Origin of the sequence: Roseixanthobacter finlandensis (genome assembly GCF_043195105.2) — a bacterium.
Taxonomy (GTDB): Bacteria; Pseudomonadota; Alphaproteobacteria; order Rhizobiales; family Xanthobacteraceae; genus NCEH01.
In genome coordinates this window covers 546,015-571,725 of record NZ_CM195536.1, presented here as the reverse complement: position 1 = coordinate 571,725, position 25,711 = coordinate 546,015, and the positions used below count along the sequence as shown (strand labels likewise).

Annotated in this window: 17 protein-coding genes and 1 tRNA gene; 11 read left to right on the top strand and 7 right to left on the bottom strand. The window is 67.3% G+C overall.

Going from position 1 to position 25,711, the window contains the following annotated elements; all coding sequences use genetic code 11:
* Positions 1-46: 46 nt before the first annotated feature.
* Positions 47-121 (bottom strand) — tRNA-Gly (locus V5G24_RS02735).
* A 656-nt stretch (positions 122-777) separates the two neighbouring features.
* On the opposite strand from V5G24_RS02735, the gene V5G24_RS02730 reads away from it, so the two are divergent.
* The 10 genes from V5G24_RS02730 to V5G24_RS02685 all read left to right on the top strand — a co-directional run bounded on the left by V5G24_RS02730 (position 778) and on the right by V5G24_RS02685 (position 16,703).
* Entirely contained in the window at positions 778-3,174 is a 2,397-nt protein-coding gene (locus tag V5G24_RS02730; protein WP_394079310.1) for a hypothetical protein, read from the top strand.
* A 25-nt stretch (positions 3,175-3,199) separates the two neighbouring features.
* On the top strand, positions 3,200-5,317 hold the full coding sequence (locus V5G24_RS02725; RefSeq protein WP_394080335.1) for a glycosyl transferase family protein: 2,118 nt from the start codon (positions 3,200-3,202) through the stop codon (positions 5,315-5,317).
* A gap of 28 nt (positions 5,318-5,345) precedes the next feature.
* Positions 5,346-6,032 carry an alginate O-acetyltransferase AlgF gene (locus V5G24_RS02720; protein WP_394079308.1) on the top strand — a complete coding sequence of 229 codons (687 nt, stop codon included), beginning with the start codon at positions 5,346-5,348 and terminating at the stop codon, positions 6,030-6,032.
* A 24-nt stretch (positions 6,033-6,056) separates the two neighbouring features.
* Positions 6,057-7,442, top strand: a complete 1,386-nt coding sequence (locus V5G24_RS02715; RefSeq protein WP_394079306.1) for an MBOAT family O-acyltransferase — start codon at positions 6,057-6,059, stop codon at positions 7,440-7,442.
* A 13-nt stretch (positions 7,443-7,455) separates the two neighbouring features.
* Positions 7,456-8,535, top strand: coding sequence for an alginate O-acetyltransferase AlgX-related protein (locus V5G24_RS02710; RefSeq protein ID WP_394079304.1), 1,080 nt, complete (start codon positions 7,456-7,458; stop codon positions 8,533-8,535).
* Positions 8,532-9,518 carry an alginate O-acetyltransferase AlgX-related protein gene (locus V5G24_RS02705; protein ID WP_394079302.1) on the top strand — a complete coding sequence of 329 codons (987 nt, stop codon included), beginning with the start codon at positions 8,532-8,534 and terminating at the stop codon, positions 9,516-9,518. The genes V5G24_RS02710 and V5G24_RS02705 overlap by 4 nt, the downstream gene beginning before the upstream one ends.
* Before the next feature lie 210 nt (positions 9,519-9,728).
* Positions 9,729-13,199, top strand: a complete 3,471-nt coding sequence (locus V5G24_RS02700) for an NfrA family protein (protein WP_394079300.1) — start codon at positions 9,729-9,731, stop codon at positions 13,197-13,199.
* A gap of 249 nt (positions 13,200-13,448) precedes the next feature.
* Positions 13,449-14,528 carry a GGDEF domain-containing protein gene (locus V5G24_RS02695; RefSeq protein ID WP_394079298.1) on the top strand — a complete coding sequence of 360 codons (1,080 nt, stop codon included), beginning with the start codon at positions 13,449-13,451 and terminating at the stop codon, positions 14,526-14,528.
* Positions 14,529-14,586: 58 nt separating this feature from the next.
* The gene (locus V5G24_RS02690) at positions 14,587-16,470 is read left to right on the top strand and encodes an aminopeptidase P family protein (protein WP_394079296.1); all 1,884 of its coding nucleotides are present in this window, start codon (positions 14,587-14,589) and stop codon (positions 16,468-16,470) included.
* A gap of 80 nt (positions 16,471-16,550) precedes the next feature.
* A complete protein-coding gene (locus V5G24_RS02685) occupies positions 16,551-16,703 on the top strand; it encodes a DUF3309 family protein (RefSeq protein ID WP_394079294.1) in 153 nt (50 codons plus the stop codon).
* A 135-nt stretch (positions 16,704-16,838) separates the two neighbouring features.
* On the opposite strand, the gene aptA is transcribed toward V5G24_RS02685, so the two are convergent.
* A complete protein-coding gene (aptA, locus tag V5G24_RS02680) occupies positions 16,839-18,191 on the bottom strand; it encodes an omega-aminotransferase AptA (RefSeq protein WP_394080333.1) in 1,353 nt (450 codons plus the stop codon).
* A 364-nt stretch (positions 18,192-18,555) separates the two neighbouring features.
* Between aptA and V5G24_RS02675 the strand changes: the two genes are divergently transcribed.
* Positions 18,556-20,421, top strand: coding sequence for a hypothetical protein (locus V5G24_RS02675; RefSeq protein WP_394079292.1), 1,866 nt, complete (start codon positions 18,556-18,558; stop codon positions 20,419-20,421).
* Positions 20,422-20,616: 195 nt separating this feature from the next.
* Here V5G24_RS02675 and hslU read toward each other — a convergent pair whose 3' ends face one another.
* The 5 genes from hslU to V5G24_RS02650 form a co-directional block, all read right to left on the bottom strand.
* Positions 20,617-21,927, bottom strand: a complete 1,311-nt coding sequence (hslU, locus tag V5G24_RS02670) for an ATP-dependent protease ATPase subunit HslU (RefSeq protein ID WP_394079290.1) — start codon at positions 21,925-21,927, stop codon at positions 20,617-20,619.
* Positions 21,928-21,964: 37 nt separating this feature from the next.
* Positions 21,965-22,510: an ATP-dependent protease subunit HslV gene (gene hslV / locus V5G24_RS02665; RefSeq protein WP_394079288.1), complete on the bottom strand. Its 546-nt coding sequence runs from the start codon at positions 22,508-22,510 to the stop codon at positions 21,965-21,967.
* 54 nt (positions 22,511-22,564) lie between these two features.
* Positions 22,565-23,791: an MFS transporter gene (locus V5G24_RS02660; RefSeq protein WP_394079286.1), complete on the bottom strand. Its 1,227-nt coding sequence runs from the start codon at positions 23,789-23,791 to the stop codon at positions 22,565-22,567.
* A 288-nt stretch (positions 23,792-24,079) separates the two neighbouring features.
* Complete coding sequence (locus V5G24_RS02655; RefSeq protein ID WP_394079284.1) at positions 24,080-24,868, bottom strand: alpha/beta fold hydrolase; 789 nt, start codon at positions 24,866-24,868, stop codon at positions 24,080-24,082.
* 114 nt (positions 24,869-24,982) lie between these two features.
* Complete coding sequence (locus tag V5G24_RS02650) at positions 24,983-25,570, bottom strand: hypothetical protein (protein ID WP_394079282.1); 588 nt, start codon at positions 25,568-25,570, stop codon at positions 24,983-24,985.
* Positions 25,571-25,711 lie beyond the last annotated feature (141 nt).

The following is a 25,711-nucleotide window of genomic DNA, read 5'->3' as shown; positions in this document are numbered from 1 at the left end:
CGCCACTTGCCAGCTCACCGCCGGATGCGGCGTCGCGACCGGGAATTGGAGCGGGCGATGGGAATCGAACCCACGACATACAGCTTGGGAAGCTGTCGTTCTACCACTGAACTACGCCCGCAACGCCGCAAGGAGAAAACCAAGTCCCCGGAAAAGGCCTTGAGGAAATGTCCTTAGGAAAACAGCGCCGCCCCCGGTCGCGAAGCGGGGGGCGGAGCTCAACCTTTAGCAAAGGCCGCCCGCCCCTGTCCATAGCCCCCCGCGGCCAACCCGCGCCGGACGGAATACGTGCAGGCGCGGAGAAAATTTAACCAAGGGATGCAATAGAAAGAACGGGAGGTCCACTTGGCCGGTCGACATCGACCGCCACGTGGGCAGGATATCGGACGAAAACGCAGCTGTGGGTCGAATGCCAGGGGCATCGTCACTGCGCAGGTGCCGGGGGGCGTGGAAATGAGTTCCACCATTTCAGGGATGGGATCTCGGAAAACCGATCGGCCGGGCGTTTTTACGCGCGCCGGCACGTCGCAGTCGGAACGTTTCGCCGTGCCGCAAGCGCAAAGCCCGAGAAAATGGTATTATAGTAAGTTTGATTCTTCTTGCGCTCTAGCTATCCACAGGATATCCAACACTTTCCTGGCCATGGTCCGGACAATGGCCCGAAAAGCAGAACGCAGCGTCCGGGGTTTTCGGTCTGGGATTTCCAAGGTCAATCTCCCCGTGCAGCCGGACCGATACGAGAAGAAGCCCCATACAATTCCTTTTCGAGACACGACGATGATTAAGCACAATGGTCATTTGCGGGTCCTGCTTGCCCTTGCCGCGATGGCGCCGGCCTATGCCGCGACGCACGCGCACGCGCAGACCCAGCCGGCTTCGGCCCGCGGCGTCCAAGCCCAGATGACCATGACCCAATTGACTCTGGCCCAATTGGCTCAAAACCAGACGGGGCCAAATCAAACCGGGCAGACCCAGACCGGACAGGCCCAGACCGCACAGCCGCCGCAGGCCCAGCCGGCTCAAGACACCGCACCGCAGGCCGCCCCGGTCCCGGAAACGGCGGCGACGGCCCTCGCCCGCCTCGCCAGCGACCGCGCGATCACCGTCACCTTAAACCTGGAAGACCTCGGCATCGACCGGCCGATCTCGCTCTGGGGCATGGATGCGCGGCGCGAAATCTTCCTCCCCGTTCCCGCCGGCGTGCGCATCCGCGATGCCCAGATCAAGCTCGACGGCCGTTATCTGCGCGGCGACGGCGGCCACACGACTTATGTGATCTCGGTGGACGGCACCCCGCAATTCTCCCGCCCGGTGGAGGGGGAGAAGGGCATCGTCTCGGAAATCCTGCCGATTTCCGGCGACATCCGCCCGACCGGCTTCGTCAATCTGAACCTCGCCTGGTCCTCGGTGATCTCGCAGGAATTGTGCGGCGACGAGCGTTCCATCGGCAATATCCTGGAATTCAATCCGGCGACGCGCTTCACTTATACCTACAACGCCTCAGACATTCGCGACCTCGCCACCGCCTGGAGCGCGCTGCCGCCCCGCCCGGTGATCCTGATCCCGCCGGGCGAGCTCTCCAAGGCGACCTATGATGCGGCGTGGCGCATCGGCACCGTGCTCCAGCAGGCCGGCAAACAGCCGCGCATCGCCGTGATGCCCGGCGTCGGCCAGGAGGTGGACACATCGGGCATTGTGCTGTCGCCAGGCCTCGCCGCCGTGCCCGCCTTCGCCGCCTTCTCCGGCGGCGGCCGCCATCGCATCGCCAGCCGGGCGGAACTGGGCGCCTATATCGCCCTCGCCCGCCAGGGCGGCTTCTCGGCCGATTTCATCATCGAGGACCCGAGCATCCGCGACCAGATGGACCAGGCCGTGCGCGCCCTGGAAGACGATCTGCGCGCCGGCTCGCCCGACAATGCTAGCGCGTTCGCCCCCCTGCGCGCCCAGCTCCTGGCGAATGCCGCCCAGGGCGACGAAAACGTCCGCCTCGTGACCATCGCCGGCAAGCCGGTCATCGCGATTTCCGCCCAGGCGGCGGCACAGGCCTCCGGCGTGCTGTCGGAGCTGTGGCGCCAGATGCTGGTGGTGCCCGCCGCCAATGTGCGCGTGGCCACCACGCCCGATTTCTCCGGCGTCACCTCGATCGATCTCTCGCGCCTCGGCGGCCGCACCGGCACCTTCGACGTGCTGGCGCGCGGCGACTGGAGCGCCACCTTCGATCTCGGCACCCTGCTGGGCGGCGGGCGCGTGCCCTCCGAATTCCTGGTGGATGTTTCCGCCGCCCCGAGCGCCGGCGATTCCGCGCCCATCGCCTCGATCATGCTGAACGATTACCTGCTCGGCGCTCGGCGGCTTTCCGCCAACGGCATCACCGAGCGCATCCCGGTGCAGGTGCCGCGCTATGCGCTGGCGGCCCGCAACGTGCTGAAGATCTCGTTCCAGCGCCAGCCCATGAGCGACCGGTGCCGCGAAACGCCCCAGGCGTTCCCGGTGGCGGTGCTGCCCTCGAGCCGCGCGGTGCTGGTGGACGCCCCCGCCACGGTGGATTTCTTCGGCGCCATGCCGCGCCTCGCCACCCGCGCGAACGTCATCGTCCCGCAAGCCTATCTGCGCGACCCCACGACCCTGCGCCGGGTGATCTCGCTCGCCGTGGCCTCCGGCGTGACACCCGAGCGCGCGATCCTCACGGTGGCCGGCGACGGCGCCGAGATCACCCCGGACGGCGCGTTCCTCGCCATCGACACGCGCGTCGGCAACGTGACGAGCAAGGTGAAAGTGGACGGCAGCCGCCTCGCCATCACCGGCAGCAACGAACAGACCATGCTGGACGTGGGCTCGCTCACCAATCTCGGCGTGATCGAGGCGGTGACCTCGGGCCACCAGATCGGCCTCGTCTATCGCACCATCGGCGCCAATGCCCCGGACTGGAAGAAGCCGTTCCTGCTGAGCGCCGGCGACATCAGCCTTTTGTCCTCCGCGGGACCGGCGGTGACGCTCGACACCAATTCGGCGACGCTGACGCGGGACGCAGCCGGGGAGAATGATGCGTTCTCCAGCTTGCTCAAGCGCGGCCCCGCCTGGGGCCCGGCCGCCGTGGGCGTCGCGATCCTGCTGTTCCTGCTGTTCGTGGTCCTTGCCCAACGGGCGCGCCGGCGTACGCGAGAGGAACCGTGATGCCTGACCAAGGCGGCGTTGCGTGATGTCATATCTCCTCACCTACGGCGCGGCGGATTATTACGCCGCCCTCGAATGGGTCGCGGCCGTGGTCGCGATCATCATCCTGATCTCGAGTCTGGATGACCTGTTCATCGACATCTATTTCTGGGTGCGCGAAACCTATCGCGCGCTCACCATCAAGCGCGTCTATCGCCCGCTGACCGTCGAACAATTGCTCGAACGCCCCGAGCAGCCATTCGCGATCATGATCCCGGCCTGGCTGGAAGCGGACGTGATCGCCGGCATGCTGGAAACCCTGGTCGATACGCTCGACTATCGCGACTACACGATCTTCGTCGGCACCTATCCCAACGATGCCGCAACCATCGTGGAAGTCGAGCGCATGCGCCGGCGCATCAAGCAATTGCAGCGCGTGGAAGTGCCCCATCCCGGCCCCACCTCCAAAGCCGACTGCCTCAATTGGGTGGTGCAGGCCATTTTCCTCTACGAGCAGGAAAAGGGCATGGAATTCACCGGCGTGATCCTGCACGACAGCGAGGACGTGACCCACCCGCTGGAAATGCGCCTGTTCAACTATCTGATCCCGCGCAAGGACCTGATCCAGCTGCCGGTGATCTCGCTGGAACGCGAATGGTTCGAGCTGGTCGCCGGCACCTATATGGACGAGTTCGCCGAATGGCACGCCAAGGACCTGCCGGTGCGCGAGAGCATTTCCGGCATGGTGCCCTCGGCAGGCGTGGGAACCGGCTTCTCGCGCCGCGCCCTGCTGGCGCTCTGCGACACCAACAACAACCGGCCGTTCAACACCGAAAGCGTGACCGAGGATTACGACATCGGCATGCGCCTGTCGCGCCTCGGCATGCGGTCCATCTTCGTGCGCTTCCCAGTGAAGTACCAGGTGAAGCGCTATTCCTGGCTGGGCACCGGGGTGCACACCACCACCCTCGACATGCCGCTGTGCGTGCGGGAATATTTCCCCGACACGTTCCGCGCCGCCTATCGCCAGCGCGCCCGCTGGACGCTCGGCATCGCCTTGCAGAGCTGGCGCCAGCAGGGCTGGCCCGGCTCGCTCGCGACGAAATATCTGCTGGTGCGCGACCGCAAGTCGATCATCACCTCCATCGTCAGCACGCTGGCCTATTTCCTGGTGCTGAATTTCGTCGGCTTCTACGTCGCCGCCGAACTGGGCGCCTGGACCCTGCGCTACCCACCGCTGTTCACCGAGAACAGCTGGATCCTGTACATCCTGTGGTTCAACACGTTCGCGCTGCTGCTGCGCATCAGCCAGCGGGCGTATTTCGTCTGGCGCCTGTACGGCTGGCAACAGGCGGTCCTCTCGGTGCCGCGCCTCGTGGTGTGCAATGCCGTGAACTTCATGGCGACCCTGCGCGCCTGGCGCATCTTCATTCAGACCTCGCTGTTCGGGCAGCCCGTGACATGGGACAAGACCATGCACGCCTTCCCCACCGCTGACGAATTGCTGCTGCGCCGGCGCCGGCTGGGTGATCTTCTGATGTCCTGGCAGGTGCTGGACGAAGCCCGCCTCGAACACGCCCTGACGCTCCAGGCCGAACGCGACATCCCGCTCGGCCGCCTCCTGATCTTCCAGGGCTGGCTGGACGATGAGACCCTGGCGGAAGCCATTTCCGCGCAATCGGACCTGCCGCGCGCCCATATCGATGCCGCCACCGTGCAGCGCTACGGCCGGCAGGTCGATCTGGCCCTGTGCGTGCGCCATCGCTTCATTTTCCTCGGCGCCGAGGACGGCGCGCCGCGCATCGCCGTGGGCGGTCCGCTGAAGCCGGAGGTCCTCACCCTGCTCACGCCGGTCCTCGGCGGCGTGCCCGAGCAGATGATCGCCCGCGAAAGCGAGATCGCGGCCGCCCTGCGGCTGCTGACGGAACAGGGCGACACCTTCGACACGAGCGAAAAGGGCAGCGTGCCCCTGCTGGGCGACCTGCTGATCGAGCAGGGTCTGTTGCAGCGCGCCGCGTTCGACGCGGCCATGGAAGACTATCGTCCGGAGCGCGACGGCCGCATCGGCGACCATCTGGTCGCGCGCGGCGTCGTCACCCGCGAGGCCGTCGAGACCGCGCAAGCGGAGCAGCGGCGGCGATTCGAGCAATTGGCCGCGGTATGATCGGCCCCAACAGGTGGGATGTCGTTCGATGACCCGTGTTCCGACCATCGCCGTTCTCGCCGCCCTGCTGAGCCTGGCGGCCGGCGAGGCCTGCGCCCAGGCGACGCCGCTCACGCGCCTCTATGCGGCCAAGCCGCCGGCGGGCTCGGCCTTCGTGCGCGTCCTCAATCCCACCGACGCGCCGGTGGTGGTGGGGCTGGCTGAAGGCGCAAAAGCGACCATCGGGCCGGACGGCCCGCGCGCCAGCGTCTATCGCGTCGTGCCCGGCGGCAAGCCGGTCTCCGTCAGCGTGGACGGCAAGCCGGTCTCGGGGGCCGCGAGCCCCGCCGCCGACGGCTTCTCCACTTTGGTGCTGCTGCCCGAAGGCACCGGCTTCCGCCTGGAGGCGCTGGCCGATTCCACTGAGGGGCGCGATGATCTCAAAGCCATGCTGCGCTTCTACGCGCTCGCGCCCGGCTGCACCGCCACCCTCGCCGTGGCCGACGGGCCGACCGTGTTCGACGCGGTGCCCGCGATGGAGAGCCGCCAGCGGGCGATCAATCCGGTGGAAGCCAGCCTCGTCGGGCGCTGCGGGGATGCGGTCTCCGCGCCGCTGAAGCTGCCGCAGCTCAAGGCCGGGGACCATTACAGCCTGTTTCTCGTGGGCACCGCGCAGGCGCCCGTGCTGGCCGGCCAGAATGATGAGACCGAACCCTATCGCGGCCCCGCCAACTGATCGCGAAAGGGCTTCGGGTCCGCAATGGTCTTCGCCAGCGACAGCTTCATCTTCCTCTTCCTGCCGGTGTTCCTGGTCGCCTACGGCCTGACGCCGGCGCGCTGGCGCAATCTCACGCTGCTCGGCTTCTCCTGGCTGTTCTATGCCTGGTGGCGGGTGGATTTCCTGCCCCTCATCGTCGGCATCGCGGTCTGGTCGTGGGTGACCGGCCTGTGGATCGCGCGGCGGGCGGACCATGAGCGCGGCTGGCCGCTGTTCGTCGCCATCGCCGGACCGCTCGCGGCGCTGATCTGGTTCAAATACGCCAATCTGTTCGCCGGCACCGCGATCGCGCTCGGCGCGCCGCTCACCGGCTGGCAGGCCATCGTGCTGCCGATCGGCCTGTCCTTCTTCGTGTTCGGCGCCATCTCCTATTCGGTGGATGTGTATCGCGGTACCGTGCCGGCCGAACCCAGCTTCATCAATTACGCCACCTATCAATCCATGTTCGGCCACCTCGTGGCGGGTCCGGTGGTGCGCTATCAATGGGTGGCGGACCGCCTGCACGCGCGCGCCTTTGATCGGGCGGAATTCGCCATCGGGGTGGAGCGCTTCATGCTCGGCTTCGCCCAGAAGGTGCTGATCGCCGACACCCTCGCGCCAATGGTGGACGCGGGCTATGCCCTCGCCCATCCGAGCGCGGCGGACGTGGCGCTGGCGGTGCTCGGCTATACCTTGCAGCTGTATTTCGATTTCGCCGGCTACAGCTCCATGGCGATCGGGCTCGGCCTGATGGTGGGGCTGAAATTCCACGAGAATTTCGACAATCCCTATCTCTCGGTCACGCTCGCGGAATTCTGGCGCCGCTGGCACATCTCCCTGTCCACCTGGCTGCGGGACTATCTCTACATCCCGCTCGGCGGCAATCGCGGCGGGCTGTGGCGCTTGTGCGTGAACCTGATGATCACCATGGGCCTCGGCGGGCTGTGGCATGGGGCGAGCTGGACCTTCCTGGTGTGGGGCCTATGGCACGGCCTCGGCCTCATGGTGCTGCGGCTGGCGTCGGCGGCCGGCCTGCCCAAGGCGCCGGCGGTGATCGGCCATGTGACGACGCTGCTGTTCGTGATGTTCGGCTGGCTGCTGTTCCGCGCCCAGACCTGGGACGAATTCTCGGTCGCCCTCGACGGCCTGATGGGGGCGAACGGGATCGCGCCCTCGCAGGACTTCCTGGCAACCTTGCATCCCACCATCCTCGCGACCCTGCTGCTCGGGATCGTGATGGTCTATGTGCCCCTGATCGGCCGGTTCAGCGAACCCGCCGCGCGCTTTGGCGCCGTGGTGCGCCTATGGTCGGCGCTGCCGCTATGGCTGCTGGCGGTGTGGGTGTTGCAGGGGCGCACGGTCGTGCCCTTCCTGTATTTCCAGTTCTGAGGGGGAGACGGCCATGCGCGCGAAACTCCATCTCGTCTACGCCGCGGCCTTCCTGCTGGTGTGCTTCGCCGGCATGGCGGCGAGCCTGCCCCATCTGTGGAGCGAACCGGCGCGCGCCGCCTATGCCCCGCTCTCCGCGTCCACCCTGCTGAACGGCACCTTCACCGCCACCTTCGACCGCACATTCGCCGCGGGCGTTCCGCACAGCGAGGCGCTGGACGGCGCGGCGGCGGGCGCACTCTATGCCGCGATCGGCGATGCCGGCCCCCAGGTGCGCGCCGGCTGTCCCGGCTGGCTGTTCCTCGCCGAGGAAATCCTTGAAGTCCGCAACGGCGACACCTTCCTCGCCGCCCGCGTGCGGCTGGCGCGCAAGATCGCCGCCGATTTCGCCAAGCGCGGCGTCGCGCTGGTGGTGCTTCCGGTGCCGGACAAAGTGGATCTGGCGCGTAGGGAAACCTGCGGCCTGCCGGTCGCGGAGCAGGCCCGCAACCGGCGCGCCGCCTGGCGCGGCTATTCCAACGGCAGCGGGCTGCGACAGGTGAACCTCGCGCCGGACTGGCCTCAGCCCGGCTTCCTGCGCACCGACACCCATTGGAACACCATGGGCGCAGGCTTCGCCGCTGAGCAGGTGGCGATGATGGTCAATGTCATTCTCGGCGCCGGTACAACCCCGGTCACCCTCGCCGAAGGGCCGCTCCACCCGCGCCCCGGCGATCTCATGCGGCTGGCAAACCTCGTGCGCACCGCCGACATTTTCGGCCCGGCGCCCGACCAGACTCGCGACATCTCCGCCTCCTGGAAACGCGCCGGCGGCCTGCTCGACGATACGCCGGTTCCCGCCATAATCCTGGCGGGCTCCTCCTATTCGCTGAACTCGGGGTTCCTCGAATCGCTTCAGGCGGCGCTCGCGCGCGAAGTGGTCCAGCGCAGCCTCGCGGGCGGCGGCTTTTCCGGCGCCATCCTGGACCTTCTGGACGCCCACGCCGACCTGCTCCAGCGGACCAAGCTTGTCGTATGGGAATGGCCGGTTCGCGCCTTGACCCAGCCGCTCACCGATGCCGAACGGCGCTATCTCGAAAGGGACCTTCCATGATGCTTGTGACGCGCCGCCGCGCCCTTCTCACCGCCGCCGCCTTGCTCGCGGGCGCGGCCGTGCCCGGCCTTCCGGCCAGGGCCGCCGACGGGCCGATCATCATCATGGGCAAGGGCGGCTGGCTGTTTCCCGGTTGGGAAAGCCTCACCACCTCCGACACCGCCGGTGTCCAGAAGGTAGTCGCGCTGATCAAGGACACCAAGGACCGCCTCGCGGCGCGCAACATCCTGCTGGTGCCACTGGTGGTGCCGCTGAAGGCCACCTTCTATCCCGACAAGCTGCCCGACGGGACCGTAGTCTCCACCGACGTGAAGGCGCGCTATGATTTCATCCTCGCCCAGCTGAAGCAGAGCGGGCTTGAGGCCATCGACCTGCGGCCGACGCTGAAATCGGTGGAGACCGGCAAGCAGACCATCTTCTTCCGGGCGGATTACCACTGGACCGCTTGGTCGGCGGAAGCCGCGGCCGGCGCGGTCGCGCAGGTGATCAAGGCCAGCGTCAAGCTCTCCGGCGCGCCGGGCACGGGTGACAAGCTCGGCGAATGGGTCACCCAGCGCAATCTCGGCGATCTTGCCCAACGCTTCCTCTCGCCGGACCAGCAGAAGGCCGTGGGGCCGGACCTGTACACCGTGCGCGTTCCGCCCGAGGACAAGAAGGGCCTCCTGGATGCGGCCCCCGCCCCGGTGCATGTGGTGGGCAACAGCTTCGTGCAGCCCTATCTCGGCTTCCCGCAGAAGCTCTCGAACGCGCTCGACCGGCCGGTGTCGCTGACCTGGAACGTGGGCAATATCGGGCCGTGGTTCACCTTCCTGCAATATGTCGGCTCCCCCGGCTTCGCCAAGCAGCCGCCGCAGGTGATCGTGTGGCAGTTCAACGAGGGGCAATTCCACAGCGGCCCGGACGCGACCGGACAATGGGATGCCCCCTCCATCATCGCCCCGCAGATGTGGCGGGATCGCATGACGGCGGCGATCGCCAAGTAACAGCGACGCTAAGTAAGGGCGGCACCCACCTTCTTCACCATTCGTAAACACTGGTTTACAGAACGTAAATAAAACCTTTAAACTTCCTGAACATTGTCTTCCGCGAAGTATCTCGGATTTGATAAAAGTTAACAGAAAGCGAATCACAAAGATCCAGACTTTGAAAACAGCCTTAACTGTGATTTAACCTTAATAATCGACGGTAGGCACATGACTACCGCGATTCATCTCTCCGAGATCAGCCGCCCCATGCGCTTTCAGGCGATGGGGCGCATGCGCAGGGTTACCGCCGCCGCCATGCTGGCAATGACGGTGAGCGGCATAGCGTTGGTCGCCCACACGCCCGCGCTCGCCCAGGAACCGGCCCTCGTGGGGCCGGCATGGACCGCCGCCGACAAGGCCTATTCGGCCTATCAGGCCAAGGACTACGCCACCGCCGCCGCCCAGGCGCGCGAGGCGCTGCGCCTTCGGCCCGATGTCGCCCGGCTCTGGCTCCTGCTCATGGACGCGCTCGACGCCCAGGGCGATGTCGCAGAATCGGTCGCGGCGGCGAAGGATGCGATCGCCGCCGGGGTCCAGGACCCGGCGATCACGGCCCGCCTGCGCAGCCAGAGCAAGGTGCTTGCCCAGGCGCCCTCGCTCGCCGCCAACAAGGCGCTGGAGGCGCGCAACCCGAAGGCGGCCCTCGTCGAGATCCGCAAAGCCATCGCGCTGGTGCCCGATGATCTCAGCTACCGGGTGCTGCTGATCTATGCCCTGATCGCCGACGACCAGATCGAGGCGGCGGAGCAGGCCGCGACGGCGGCCATCGCGGTCGATCCCAAATCCTTCCTGCCCCAGGTGCTGCGCGGCTATCTGCGCGAGCGCCTCGGCCGCATCAACGAGGCCAACCAGGATTTCGACAGCGCGCTGACCGACGAGGTGCTCACCGGCCCCGACGCGCGCGACGTGCGCCTGGTGATCGCCGACGCCGCCATCGCCGCCGGCAATCCGCGCCGCGCCCTGAAGATCCTCGATCCGCTCGGCGATACCCAGGACCCGTCGGTGAAGGCGCGCCGCGATGCCGCGAGCGCCCAGGACGCGACCCCGAGCATCGTGCCGAAGGACGCCTTCAAGACGCTGCCGGTGCCCTATCAGAAATGCCGCGACACGCCCTATGGACCGGCCTGCACCCTCGTGCCCGCCACCACGCCGCCGGGCGCCGGCGGGGTTGCCAATCCCGGCTTCAAGGCCGCCGACGAAGCTTATAAGGCCTATGCCGACGGCAATTACACGCTGGCGGAAAAGCGCATCCGCGAGGCGCTGGCGGTCAGCCCCTCGAACGCCGCCTGGCGTCGCCTGCTGATCGATACGCTGGAACGCTCCAACCAGTTCGCCGCCCTCGACGCCGCCATCGGCGAGGCGATCGCGGCGGGCGAGGATGATCCGGCCCTGCTCGGCCTGCGCAGCATGGCGCAGACGCGCCTCGGCGAGCCCTCCGCCGTGCTGGCGCTGAAGCAGATGGCGGAGAAGAACCCCAAGGCCGCCGTGGACTCCGCCAAGAAGGCGGTGCAGCAGGCGCCGCACGCCATGGTGTTCCGCATCGTGCTGATCCAGGCGCTGATGGCGGCCGGCCAGACCAAGGAGGCCGCGGCCGCCGCCGCGAGCGCGGTGGAGGAGGATGAAAACGACGTCCTGCCCCGGATCCTGCGCGCCTATCTGCTCCAGGCCACCGGCAACCGGGCCGGCGCGGTGCAGGATTTCGACAAGGTGCTGGCCTCCAACGTCCTCACCGACCAGGAAATCCTCAATTACAGCCTGATCGCCGCCAATGCCGCGCTCGCCGCCGGCAAGCCGGACGACGCCATAAAGATCCTCAAGACCCTCGACGACGCGAAGAATGCGGACGTGGAAAGCTTCCGCAAGACCGCCGAGGCCATGCTCGCCCACCCGAACCGTCAGCGACCCGCGCTCGCGGCGCCGGTGCCGCTGTGCCAATCCACCAATTACGGCATCATCTGCTCGGTGTTCGCCGGCGGAACCAATGCCGGCACCGGCGTGCCGAGCGACCCCGGCTATGAAGCCGCCGACGCCTCGATCCGCGCGCTCAAGGCCCGCAATTATAGCCTCGCCATCAGCGAGGCGCGCCGCGCGGTGGAACTCTCGCCGCGCAACATCACCTATCGCCAGTTCCTCATTAACGCGCTCTCCACCGCCGGCCGGACTGGGGAAGCGGAGACCGCCTCTTCCCAGGCCATTGCCGCCTTCCCCGGCGAGGTGACGCTGGTGGTGCAGCGCGGCTACATCCGCCAGAAGCTCAGCCGGTACGGCGCCGCGGCGTCCGACTTCGCCGCCGCTTTGCGCAGCGGGCGCCTGCCGCCGGCGGACGTGCGCGGCGTGCGGCTCGCTTTGGTGGACGCCTATATGGGCGCGAAGGACCCGCAAGCCGCGCTCGATGCCCTCGCACCGCTGGGCCGCGAGCGCAGCTATGACGTGGTCGCCCGGCGCGGCTTCGCCTTGCAGGCCCTCGGCCGCCACGAGGAGGCGCTGGAAACCTTCGAATTCGCCTACCGCCTCGCACGCACCCCCACCGACCGGGCCAATATCGCCAGCGCCGTCATCGGCGAACTGGTGGCGCTCGGCCGCAAGGACGAGGCCAAGGCGCGGTTCCAGCAGGCGCTCGCCACCGGCGAGCTGCGCGCCATGCAGCCACTCGACATCGCCTATCTCGCCAACCAGTCCGGCGACACGGCGACCGCCTACAAATATTTCCACCAGGTGGATTCCACCACTGGGTTGCGGCGCGGCATGGTGCTGGTGGATGCCGCCTATGCAGCCAAGCACGAGTATCACAATGCCGAATCGGCGGCCCTGTTCAAGCGGGCCATTGATGCCCATGCGGACGGCGCCCTGCCTTTGCCGGCGCAGACCGTGTTCGGCCTGCGCCGCGAAGTGGGCGAGCTGGAGCGCACCTGGGGCGCCTATGCCTCGGTGAGCTATGGCGCGGTGGGCGTCATGCCCGCGTCCCCGCTGGCGCCGCCGCCGGGCGTGGGCGGCCACACGATCCAGTCGGGGGCCGAGGTCTATTGGCGCCCGCCCGGCATCGGCTATCGCGACGGCTCGATCTTCGAGGTGTTCGGGCGCGTCTTCACCACTCTCTATGACGAAAAGGGCGGGCCGACCGGCGTCGATACCATGCAGGGCAGCGTGGGCGTGCGATGGAAGCCGCTGAAGGACCAGAACCTGGTGCTGGAAGCGAGCCGCCTGTTCCCGATCGGCACCTATGCCCGAAACGACTGGCTGCTGCGCGCCGCCTATTCCACCGGCGAGGGCAGCGACCTGCGGGTGGACGTGAACGACTGGAACTACTGGCAGTTCTACGCCGACACCAATTATTACGTCGAGCTGCCCGAATCGGTCAGCAGCTTCGAATTCCGCTGGGGCCATTCCTATCGAGTGAAGCCGGTGAACGACAATTTCATCGTCACCCCGTTCCTGGCGGTCGGCGGGGCCTATGATTCGGTGCTCAACACGCCGGGCACGCTCGGCGCCGGCCCCGGCCTCAACCTGCGATGGTGGTTCCGCGAGGACAAATACACCGCCCCCATGTCCTATGTGGATCTGACCGCCCAATACCGCTTCAAGCTGGCCGGAGACAGCCGCGGCGAGGGCCTCTTCGCCGGAGCGTTCGTATCCTATTGATCGCCCGCGGACGCGGCACGCCAGGGCCCGGTGGACCCGCCACCGGGCCGGCGCCGCGCTCGGGTTGCAGCGTCAAACGGATACACGAGGGCCACTTCCCCCGCCGGGGCTAACCCGGTACAAGAATAAGGCACGCAAAGCGACCAGTCAGAGCCTTACCCACAGATGTCTCCCGCTCCCGATACCTATTTTGCATTAGCGCTGATCGGGCCGGCAATATTGGCGCTGTTTTCTTTTTGTTTTCTGGGATTGTGGGCGTTCGGTGGCTCCCGCAATTATATCCTGCTGTTTTCGGCCGCATGCTTCAGCTACAGCTTGGCGGCCATCGTCCAGATCGCGCTGTGGCCGGCGGATTTCGGCCAGAACACCATTCTCTCGGCGCTGCTTTACACCACCAGCGTGGTGATGATCGGCAATGGTGTCCTCCAGCGCGCCGGGCAGCAAATGAGCCCGCTCGTCACGATTATTATATTCACTGTGATCATGGTGCCGATCTGGTATTTTTTCTACATAGAGCGCAGCTTGATCGCCCGCATATATATTTTGAACTTCGGCTACGGGTTTGTTTTCCTCTACATCTGCATGCGTCTGGTGGGGTTGGCCTCGGGCCGCTTCATTGATCGCTTCCTTTATTGGGTGCTGGTGGCGTTCGCTTTCCATTTCTTCATTCGCACCACCGCCACCATAGATCCCGAGCTCGGGAGCGTGCCCGGCACCTTCGGCCGCTCGGTGTTCTGGCTCCTGCTCCAGGTGAGTCTTGCCATTTTCGGGGCGATCATGGCGCTGACGCTGCTCGCGGCATCCGTCGCCGACATGCTCGGCGACATGGAGCGCGACCGCGACACCGATCTTCTGACCCGGCTGCTGAACCGGCGCGGCTTCGAGCGCATCGCCGGTTCGCACATGACCCGCGCGGCGGGGCGGCAGGTCAGCCTGATCTCCTGCGACATCGATCATTTCAAATTGCTGAACGACACTTACGGCCATGGCGCGGGCGACGCGGTGCTGAAGGAATTCGGCGCGCTCCTGCTCAACACCATGCGGGGGGAAGATGTGATCGGGCGCATCGGCGGCGAGGAATTCGCCATCCTGCTGACCGGGGCGGACGTGGAAGGCGCGCGCCAGTTCGCCGAGCGCGTGCGCGCGCTGCTGGAAAGCACCCACTTCGAATCCGTGCCGGATACGCGGGTGGTAACCGCCAGTTTCGGCATCGCCCAATATCGCCCGCCGGAGCCGCTGCGCAAATTGCTCGCGCGTGCCGACGTCGCGCTTTATGCCGCCAAGAAGGCCGGGCGCAACCGCTGCTTCGTCGCCGGGCAGACCCAATAAGCCTGCCCCGCCCGCCGGGACGAATTGCGGGCGCGCCGCTTCGCTCCTAAAATACCGCATGTCACAGATCCAGCCCGCCGCCGCCGATCCCGATGCCGCTGAATTTTCGGCGCTCTATCAAACGTTCGAGGATACCGCCGACGGCCGGCTCGGACCGGCGCGGCTCGCCGCCCTGCGCGCGGAACTCGCGGCCCGCGGGCTCGACGGCTATGTGATTCCGCGCGCCGATGCGCACCAGAACGAATATGTGACGCCGGGCGAGGAGCGCCTCGCCTGGCTCACCGGCTTCACCGGCTCCGCCGGCCTGTGCGTGGTGCTGAAGGACGAGGCGGCCCTGTTCGTCGACGGCCGCTATACCCTCCAGGCACCGGCGCAGGTGGACGGCACCGCCTTCACCGTGGTGCCTTTGGCCGACATCACCCCGGAACGCTGGATCGAATCGCACCTGCCCAAGGGAGCCTCGCTGGGATTCGATCCCTGGCGGTCCACCCTCGACATGAAGGACAAGCTCTCGCAGGCGGTCGCGAAGGCCGGCGGCATCCTGGTCGCGGTCGCGGACGATCCCATCGCCCGCCTGTGGACCGACCGCCCCGCCCCGCCGCGCGCCGCCGCGCGCCTGCTGGACGATGACAGCGCCGGCGCCAGCCCGCGGGAGAAGCTGGCCCGCGTGCAGGCGGCGCTGGTGGCGGACAAGGTCGACGGCGCCCTGATTTCCGATCCCCACGCCACGGCCTGGCTGTTCAACCTGCGCGGCGCCGACGTCAGCCATACGCCGCTGGTGCTCGCCTGGTCGCTGGTGCCGGCGCAGGGGCGGCCGCACTTGTTCGTGGCGCCGGAAAAGCTCTCCAATGTGGTGCGCGCGCAATTGGAGGACGTGGTCGATATCGCCGACGAAGGCGCCCTGGCGGACCAGCTCGCGGCCTTCGCCGCCGGGCGCACGATCCGCGTGGACCAGGCCACCGCCCCGGTCGCACTCGCGCAAGCCATCGAACAGGCGGGCGGAAGCGTCTCGAAGGGGGCCGATCCCATCACCCTGCTGAAGGCGGTGAAGAATGCGGCGGAGATCGCGGGCATGCGTGCCGCGCATCTGCGCGACGGCGTGGCCCTGGCGCGCTTTCTCCACTGGTTCGATGAGGTCGCCCCCACCGGCACGGTGAGCGAGATCCGCGCGGTGGAAGCGCTGGAGACCTTCCGGCGGCGCAGCGGGCCGCTGAACGATGTCTCCTTCCCCACCATTTCCGGCGCCGGACCCAATGGCGCGATCGTCCATTATCGCGTCACCAAGGAAACCAATAGGCTGATAAATAACGGAGACTTGTTTCTCCTCGATTCCGGCGCGCAATATCCCGACGGCACCACGGACGTGACCCGCACCCTGGTGGCCGGAGAGCCGACGGCGGAGATGCGCCGACACTTCACTTTAGTCCTGAAGGGTCATATCGCACTCGCCCGCGCGGTGTTTCCGGTGGGGGTGAGCGGCGCGCAGCTCGATCCGCTGGCGCGACAATTCCTGTGGGCGCAGGGGCTCGACTTCGATCACGGCACCGGTCACGGGGTCGGCGCGGGGCTTTCGGTGCACGAGGGGCCGGCGCGGATCTCCAAGCTCGGCCATGTGCCGCTGAAGGCCGGCATGATCCTCTCGAACGAGCCGGGCTATTATAAAGCGAACGCCTACGGCATCCGGCTTGAGAATCTCATCCTGGTGGAGCCGCGCCATCCCGAAGGTGGGGACCGGCCGAGCCTGGGCTTCGAGACGCTCACCCTCGCGCCCTTCGAGAAACGCCTGCTGGCGCTGGAATTGCTCACGAAAACAGAGATCGAGTGGATCAATTCCTACCACGCCGAAGTGGCGGTCCGGGTGGGTCCGCTGCTGGAGGCGGAGACCTGCGCGTGGCTGCTGCGGGCGACATCCCCCATCGGCCAGGATGCGGCCGTTTTATAGTCGTCGCTCCCACGAAAACGGGAACATTTTACGAAATCAGGCGTTGTCATGGCAGTCAGAGGCCGGGAGACCGCAACGCCATGTCCACAATTCTGCTTGTCATCTTGATTTTGCTTCTGGTCGGTGCCCTGCCGACTTGGGGATATAGCCGCAGCTGGGGTTATGGCCCCGGCGGAATCGTGGGCGTCCTCCTCATCATCGTCGTTGTGCTGGCGCTCACAGGGCGACTCTGACCCTTAACAACAGAGCGGCGGCGTCCGTCCGGGCGCCGCCGCTCTGTTCTGCGTCCATAACCCTGCGATAACGGATCTCGCGAGAACGGATCTTACGATGGCGGGCCGCGCGAACACCGCGCGGCCCGGCGTATTTTACGCGTAGAGTTCGATCGCTTTCCCGACCTTCTCGATCAGCTCGCCGATCTGGTCTTCGGAAATGATCAGCGGCGGGGTCAGGGCGATGGTATCGCCGCTGGCGCGCACCATGATGCCCAGATCGTGGAACGCTCCGTCGAGGGTGGAATAACCGCGCAGGCCCGGCTGCCCCTCGCGCGGCGCAAGGTCGATGCCGGCGGTGATGCCCACCGTGCGGATATCCAGCACGCCCGGCTTGTCCTTCAGGCTCATCACCGCGTCAGCCCACATGGGCTCGAGCTTGCGGGCGCGCGCGAAGGTATCTTCCTCGGCATAGAGGTCCAGCGTGGCCAGCGCGGCGGCGCAGGCGAGCGGATGGGCCGAATAGGTATAGCCGTGGAACAGCTCGATCACATGCTCGGGCCCGCGCATGAAGGCATCATGGATGCCCTTGCGCGCCAGCACGCCGCCCATGGGCACGGCGCCGGCGGTAACGCCTTTCGCAAACGTGATCAGATCGGGGATCACGCCATAGCGCTCGGCGGCAAAGGCATAGCCGAGACGGCCGAAGCCGGTGATGACCTCGTCGAAGATCAGCAGGATGCCGTATTTGTCGCAGATCTCGCGCAACCGCTTGAGATAGCCCTTCGGCGCCGGGATCACGCCGGTGGAGCCGGCCATGGGCTCGACGATCACCGCCGCGATGGTAGAGGCGTCGTGCAGGCCCACCAGGCGCTCCAGCTCGTCGGCGAAATGCGCGCCATAGTCCGGCTCGCCCTTGGTGAAGGCCTGATGCTGGCGGTCATAGGTGGTCGGCAGATGGTCCACGCCGGCGAGCAGGGTGCCGAACATCTTGCGGTTGGGCACGATGCCGCCGACGCTGATGCCGCCGAAGCCGACCCCGTGATAGCCACGCTCGCGGCCGATGAGGCGGGTGCGGGAAGCCTGGCCGATCACATTCTGGTAAGCGAGCGCGATCTTGAGCGCCGTATCCACAGCTTCCGAGCCGGAATTGCAGAAAAACACATGGTCGAGATCGCCCGGCGCGAGCGCGGCGATGCGGCTCGCCACCTTGAAGGCGTTGGGATGGCCGTATTGGAAGGTGGGGGCGAAATCGAGCTCGGTCGCGGAATTGCGGATGGCCTCCACCACCGGCGCCCGGTTATGGCCGGGGTTGGTGCACCAAAGGCCTGCAACGCCGTCGAGGATCGCCCGGCCTTCCGGGGTGTAATAGTGCATGTCCTTGGCGCGGGCGATCAGACGCGGGCGCTTCTTGAAAGAGCGGTTCGCGGTAAAGGGCATCCAGAATGCGTCCAGGTCATTCGGCGCCGCGTCGCCCGTTGCTCGAACCGCGATCTCGTCCAGTGCCATCATCCCTCTCCTCATCGCCCGACCGGCGCGCGGCGGCCTCACATTTGCCGCCTGTGCGGGGAAGCTATCAGCGGCCACGCGGGGAGGGAACCGTCGAGGTCGCAACCCTGCCTCTTGCGCCATGCGCCCGACTGGCACAAAAGAGGGCCATGACGATGGGTCATTTTCAATCGAGCCCGGCGGCGGTGGCGCGGCACGGCGGTTTGGCGCGGCACGCGGACGTCAGGCAGGCGGACGCGGTGCACGCGCGCCGGGGCTGCGGCATGGCTGAAACGAGGACCGGAGCGGCGCCTAAGGCGGCCGCCCGTGCCGGCGCGCGTCCGTGACCGGCTCGGCGCGCGATCCGAGGTCGGATGCCGACCCCTTGACGGACGAAACCGTTCTGCCGGGCGAGGACGCACAGGACCCGGCCGAACTCGCGGCCCTGCCGAGCGCGCAGGATGTGCAGGCCGACAAGGCCCGCGCCGCACTGGCGCGCGTGCTCGCTTCCGATGAATTCGTCTCCTCGCCCCGCCTCGCGGATTTCCTGCGCTTCGTGGTGGAAGCGACGCTCGGTGGGCGGGCCGACGCGATCAAGGGTTATACCATCGCCGTCGAAGCGCTGGGCCGCCCCACCACCTTCGATCCCCAGACCGACCCCATCGTGCGCGTGGAGGCCACCCGCCTGCGCCGCGCATTAGAGCGTTATTATACCTCGGCCGGCCCTGAAGAGACGCTGGAAATCGTCATCCCCAAGGGCGTCTACGTGCCGCGCTTCGTGCCGCGTGGCGCGGGCGAGGCCGCTGGACTCTCCGGGCCGGGGGATGGCGAGGCGGTGAAACCGTCCGCGCCCGGCGCCCCCTCCTCCCCGCCGCCCGCCCGCACCCGCGCGCGCTTCGCTTGGATCGCCATCGCTTTGGTGGCCGCCGCCGCGCTGGTGTGGGGCACGGTGGAACTGACCGATTCCAACCGCTCAGGCCCCATTGCCAGCCTGCTGGGCCTTGAGAGCGTCAATTCGGCGAGCGAGATCGCCGACCGCATGGGCATGCCGCAACTGGAGGTGCGCCCGTTCGAGATCGCCGGCGCGGCCGGCCCTGCCGGCTTCGGCGCGAGCGAGGTGCACGCCTTCGAGGTGCGCTTGCGCGACGCCATGGCCCGGTTCGATTTCGTGGATGTCATGTCGGCCGGGGAAGACGGCTCGACCCGCCAATGCCGCGGCAATCCGCCACGCTCGGTGTTCTCGCTCACCGGCCTTGCCGAAGCGCACCAGGGCGGCACCTTCTCGCTGCTGGTGCGCCTGACCGACCGGTGCGGCGGCACCATCATCTGGTCCACCGCCTTCGAGGACCTGCGGCGCGGCGCGGAGCTTCCCGCCTCCGAATACCGCGTGGTGCGCGACATCGCCTCGGCGGTGATGCAGTCCTACGGCGTGCTGCCCACCCGCGCCCGCGCCCAGGCGCGCGCCGACGCACCGGGCTCGGGCTTCGGCTGCATCGCCCAGAGCTTCGCCGTCCTGCGCGGCGAGGACAGCACCACCGCCGCCCAGGCGCGCGGCTGCCTCGACCAATGGGTGACGCGCGACAATGGCTTCGGCACCCTGCACGCGGTGCGGGCCATGCTGCTGCTCGACGAGGCGCAGCGCTCCTCCGACCGGCCGCTCGACCCCGCCATGCTCGACGAGATGCAGCGCGAGGCCGAGCTTGCGACCGACCTTTCGCCGAACAGCGCCTATTCGGCCAAGGTGCTGGCGAGCGTGGAATTCTTCCGGGGCGAGCGGGACGCGGCCCTCGCCGCGGCCGACCGGGCGCTGGCGCTCAATCCGCTCGATTACGACGTGGCCGCCACCGTCGGCACCATCATGATCGGCCTCGGCAAGCCCGAGCAGGGCGAGGCGGTGCTGGCCTTCGCGCGCGGCCACGGCGCCGCCCGCTCCCCGATGCAGGATGTCTATCTCGCCATCGCCGCCTTCATGCGCGAGGATGAAATCGCCGCCACCGGCCTGGTGTCCACCTTGCAGGCGCATCCCTCGGCGCAGGGCCGCATCGCGCTGGCGCTGACGCTGCATGCGCTGGGGCGGCTGGAGGAGGAGCGCGGCGTCGTGGCGCTCTTGGCGCGCGAGACGCCCGGCGGCGCGGCCGGCGTTTCGCGCCTGGTGCACCATCTGCTGCCGATCCCGGACTCCTACGACCGCGTCATGGGCGCGCTGGAAGCCGCCGGCCTGCCGCAACTCGCCGACGCCTCGCGCGGGTGAAGGGGCGGGCGCCCTGGATGGCGTCCGGCTCTCGGACTTTCCCTCCTCGAACTCCCCCTCCCCAACCCTCCCCCGCACGCGGGAGAGGGAGCAACGGTGATGAGCGCAGACGGTCGGTGCGACCAGGCTGCAAAGCCCTCTCCCGCTTGCGGGGGAGGGTTGGGAGGGGGAAACCCAAGCCCTAAAGCCGAGCGCTTAAAGAATATACCGGCTCAGATCGGCGTTCTTCGCCAGGTCCTCCACCCGCGCGCGCACATAGGCGGCGTCAATCACGATGCTTTCGCCGGAGCGGTCGGGCGCGGTGAAGGACAGATCGTCCAGCACCCGCTCGATCACCGTCTGGAGGCGGCGGGCGCCGATATTCTCGACCGTGGAATTCACCTCCACCGCCACGTCGGCGATCGCTTCCACGGCGTCGAGCGTGATTTCCAGCGTCACGCCCTCGGTGCCCATGAGCGCCACCGACTGCTTGACGAGGCTCGCCTCGGTCTCGGTGAGGATGCGCACGAAATCCGAGCGCGTCAGCGCCTCCAGCTCCACCCGGATCGGCAGGCGGCCCTGGAGCTCCGGCAGCAGGTCGGAGGGCTTGGAGACGTGGAACGCGCCGGAGGCGATGAACAGGATGTGGTCGGTCTTCACCGGCCCGTGCTTGGTGGAAACCGTGGTGCCTTCGATCAGCGGCAGCAGATCGCGCTGCACGCCCTCGCGCGAGACATCGGCGCCGGAGCGGCCCTCCTTGCCGGCGATCTTGTCGATTTCGTCCAGGAACACGATGCCGTTGTTCTCCACCGCATAGATGGCTTCCACCGTGATCGCATCCTGGTCGATCAGCTTGTCGGCCTCCTCGGTGACGAGCAAGGGATGGGCATCCTTCACCAGCACGCGCCGGGCCTTGGTGCGTCCGCCGCCGAGCGCCTTGCCCAGCATGTCGCCGAGCGAGACCGACCCCATCTGCGCGCCGGGCATGCCGGGAATCTCGAACATGGAGAGGCCCGGGGCGCCGGCCTGGACCTCGATCTCAACTTCCTTCTCGTCCAGCTCGCCGCCGCGCAGCTTCTTGCGGAAGCTCTCGCGGGTGGCGGCGGAAGAGCCCTGCCCCACCAGCGCGTCGAGCACCCGTTCCTCGGCGGCGAGATGGGCGCGCGCCTGCACGTCCTTGCGCTTCACGTCGCGCACCAGGCCGATGCCCACTTCCACCAGATCGCGGATGATCTGCTCCACGTCACGGCCCACATAGCCGACTTCGGTGAACTTGGTCGCCTCCACCTTCAGGAAGGGCGCGCCGGCGAGGCGCGCGAGGCGGCGGGAAATCTCGGTCTTGCCGACGCCGGTGGGGCCGATCATGAGGATGTTCTTGGGCAGAACCTCCTCGCGCATGTGCCCTTCCAATTGCTGGCGCCGCCAGCGATTGCGCAGCGCGATGGCGACCGCGCGCTTGGCCTTGGTCTGGCCGACGATGTGGCGGTCCAGCTCGGACACGATCTCGCGGGGGGAAAAATCGCTCATGATCTCGGAGGTCTCTTGGTGTGCGGCGCGGCGGGCGTCAGGCGCCGACGGTCTCAATGACGATGTTATGATTGGTATAGACGCAGATGTCGGCGGCGATCTCGATGGCGCGGCGGACGATCACTTCGGGGTCCTCCTCCCGGTCCAGCAGCGCGCGCGCGGCGGCGAGCGCGAACGAGCCGCCCGAGCCGATGCCCGCAACCCCGGCTTCCGGCTCCAGAACATCGCCGGTGCCCGTGAGGACAAGGGTGATCTGCGCGTCCGCGACGATCATCATGGCTTCCAGCCGGCGCAGATAGCGATCCGTGCGCCAGTCCTTGGCGAGTTCCACGGCGGCGCGCTGGAGCTGGCCGGGATATTGCTCGAGCTTGGCTTCCAACCGCTCGAACAAGGTGAAGGCATCGGCGGTGGCGCCGGCGAAGCCGCCGATCACATCCCCCTTGCCGAGCCGGCGCACCTTGCGGGCATTGGATTTCAGCACCGTCTGGCCGAGCGTCACCTGCCCGTCTCCGGCGATGGCGACCTTATTGCCCTTGCGGACGGAGACGATGGTGGTGCCGTAAATGGTATCTGGGGAATGCATGAGGGGCTCCGGTGACGCAGCCTTACTTATGATGTTCCAGCGCGAGCGCAACACTCAACGCCGCGCCGGCACGGCGATAGGCGCGACGATCGGCCCGATGCGCAGCGCCGGAGCGATGGCGAGCAGCACCAGAATCCCGCCCGCGCCGAGAAACACCGCCGCTGGCAGAGTGGCGAGCAGGCTCGTGAGCAGGCCGGCGATGAATACACACAGCGCGACGCTGGCGCTGGAAAGGCCCATCACCCAGCCGCGCTCGGTCTCGTCCACCGCGCCCGACATGGCGGACAGCAGGGAGACATAGGAAAACACATTGGCGATGCAGATCAGCACGGCGAGCCCCACTTGTCCGGCCGCGCCCACCGGCAGCGCGGTGAGTACCAGCAGGCCGCCGCAGGTCGCCTCGCCGAAAATCGCGATGCGGCGCTCGTCCTTCAGCCATTTCGCCACCGGCGCATAGCACAGGGCCGAGCCGAGCATGAAGCCGATGCCCATGGCCACCGAAAACAGGCCGATCTGCGCGGTGCTGAAGCCGTGGTCGCGCTGCATCACCACCAGGATGAAGGTGTAATAGATCAGGAAACCCAGCTGGAACAGGAAGAAGGAGGCGAGCGCCGGCACGACCTGCGGACGATCCTTCAGGCGCACGAACAAAAGGAACGGCTGGCGCCAGTCGAAATGAAACGCGCGCCGCCGCGTCTCCTCGCCGAAGCTCGACCGCGCCAGCATCACCGCATTGAAGGCGCACAGCACCAGCGCCACGGCGAGCGGCAGGCGGAAATCATAATGGCCGAGCACGCCGCCGATGGCCGGCCCCGCCATCAGGCCCACCGTATTCACAAGGGTCACCTGCGCCATGGCATCGCCGCGCGCGGCGGGCGCCACCGCATCCACCATGCTGGCCTGGGCGATGGGCGCGGTGCCGGACATCAACCCCGCCACCACGCGCCCGGCGAAGAACAGCCACACATGCGCCAGTTCCAGCGACAGCCACATCAGCCCATAGCCGGCCGCCAGCCCCGCCATGCACACCACCAGCGTGCGCCGGCGGCCCAGCGCGTCAGAGAGATCGCCCAGCAGCGCGCAGCCGAAGAAGGCGCCGATGGGAAACAGGGCAAAGGCGAGCGACATCATCAGGTCGCGATTGGCGGCGGTCACCTGTCCGCCGAAGCCCGGCCCGTCGAACAGCCCGACGATGAGCGGATACATCAGGCCGAACGAGAAGATATCCAGGAACACGGCGAGGAACAGCGCACCATGGCTGCGGAACAGGGCGATCTGCATGCGGCGTCCTTGTAACCTGGCCGGGCGCAAGCCCTCGGGCGGGATGAGAGGCAAGCCGTAAGGCGGGTGTCTCGCGGCTTGCGGATTGGCACAACCCCTCACCCGCCCGCTGCGCGGTCCACCTCTCCCCCTGGGGGAGAGGTGGAGAATGGAGGGGTGGGAAGAAGAAAACGTTGAGGGCCTTGCCGCAATCCCGCATCTGCCCCCTCTCCCCGCCGGGGAGAGGGCTGGGGTGAGGGCCGTGAGCGGGGTGTTGGAACCTCTGGTCCGATGATTAGGGAAAAAAAATCAGAGCAGGAAGCGCAGCACCGCCGCTGCGAACGCGCCGGGAGCTTCGACCATGGGACAATGCCCGACCGCGGGCATTTCCTCCAGCGCGCTGCCGGGGATCGCCCCTGCCAGCTCCTGCGCCAGGGCCGGCGCGAAGATGCGATCGTCGGCGCCGCAGAGCACCAGGGTCGGCGCCCGGATCGCGCCGATCCGCTCCAGGGTGTGCGCGCCCGCCGCCGCATCCGCCTGGCGGGCGAAGGCCTCCGCCTCCTGAAGCGGCCCGGCGGCCAAAGCCTGGCGCGCGATCGCCTCCAGCGGCACCGTATCGATGGTGGCGCGGCCGAGGGTAAACGTGGCGAGCGCGCTGACGTAGGTGACGGGATCGGCGATCTCGCGGCGCAGGCGCTTCAGCAGCCACATGACCTCGCGCGTATAAGGGGTGTTGCGGGCTAAGCTGTTGGCGAGCACCAGCCGGTCCACCCGCTCGGGGGCGAGCAGCGCCAGTTCCTGGGCGATCACCCCGCCGAGCGAATGGCCGAGCACATGGGCCCGTTCGAGGCCTGCCGCATCCATCACCGCCAGCGCGTCGCGCGCCATGTCGGCGGCGCCATAGGGGCCGCTCGCGCGCGAGCTTTCGCCGATGTCGCGATTGTCGAACGCGAGCGTGCGCAAGCCGCCGAGCAGCGGGCGCGAAAGGCCCCAGAACACCCGGTCGGCGGACAGCCCGCCGATGATCAGCAGCGGCGGCCCCTCGCCGGCAACATCATAGGCGAGCGAGAGCCCCTCACGGGTGGCGAAGCGGGTCATTGGCATGCCTGTCGGCCGGAGAACGGGACTGAAGCGAATGGAAACCGCGGCGCGCGTAGCGTCAAGCGGCGGAGGAAACGGGCAGCAGAAACGGGCAGCAGAAACGGGCAGCGGCTAATTCACCGTGTGCAGCAGCCAGAAGATCCAGCCCACCTCGTTGATCAGCCCGAGCGCGAGGAACACCGCCTGGAATCGCTCGTTGCGGTAAAACATGGCGACGATGCTCATCAGGACCAGAAGGCCGGTGGTGACGCTGTAGGGCCAGCCCAAGGTAAGGAAATAATCCGCCCCCTTAATCCAGCTGTCGATCTGGTCGAGCACCTGCGAGAGCGCGAAAAAGCCGAAGAACCATTTGCGCTTGGCGGCGAAATAGGCGCGATAGCTGGGGTAATCCCCGAGAGTGTCGGGAAACAGCAGCACGCACATGAAATAAAACACGCTGCAATAGGTCAGCAGGAAAAGGTACAACTCGAACGTCCAGCGCGGGACGTTGATGAGGCGGAATTCCCACCACCAGAACATGAGGGCGTTGAGCAGCACCATCACCGCCCAGCCGAGATGCAGCGGCGCGATCTCGTTCACCGCGGGATGCTGGACGAACTTGGCGAATCCCCCCAGCAAACGGGTGACGCTGAGGCCGAGGATCATCCCCATGACGATGCGCACATGGAAATACAGCTGCGGGTCGTGATCGGCGACCATGGGCTTCTCCGCCGCGGCCGGGCGCGTGTCGACGGTACAAAGGGGACGGGCCGCTTATAACGAGCCGCATACCACAAGGCCATGATTCGAAATGGAGCGGAAATCGACCGTCCGCAGGGCTGCCCATCGGTGAGCCGGCGG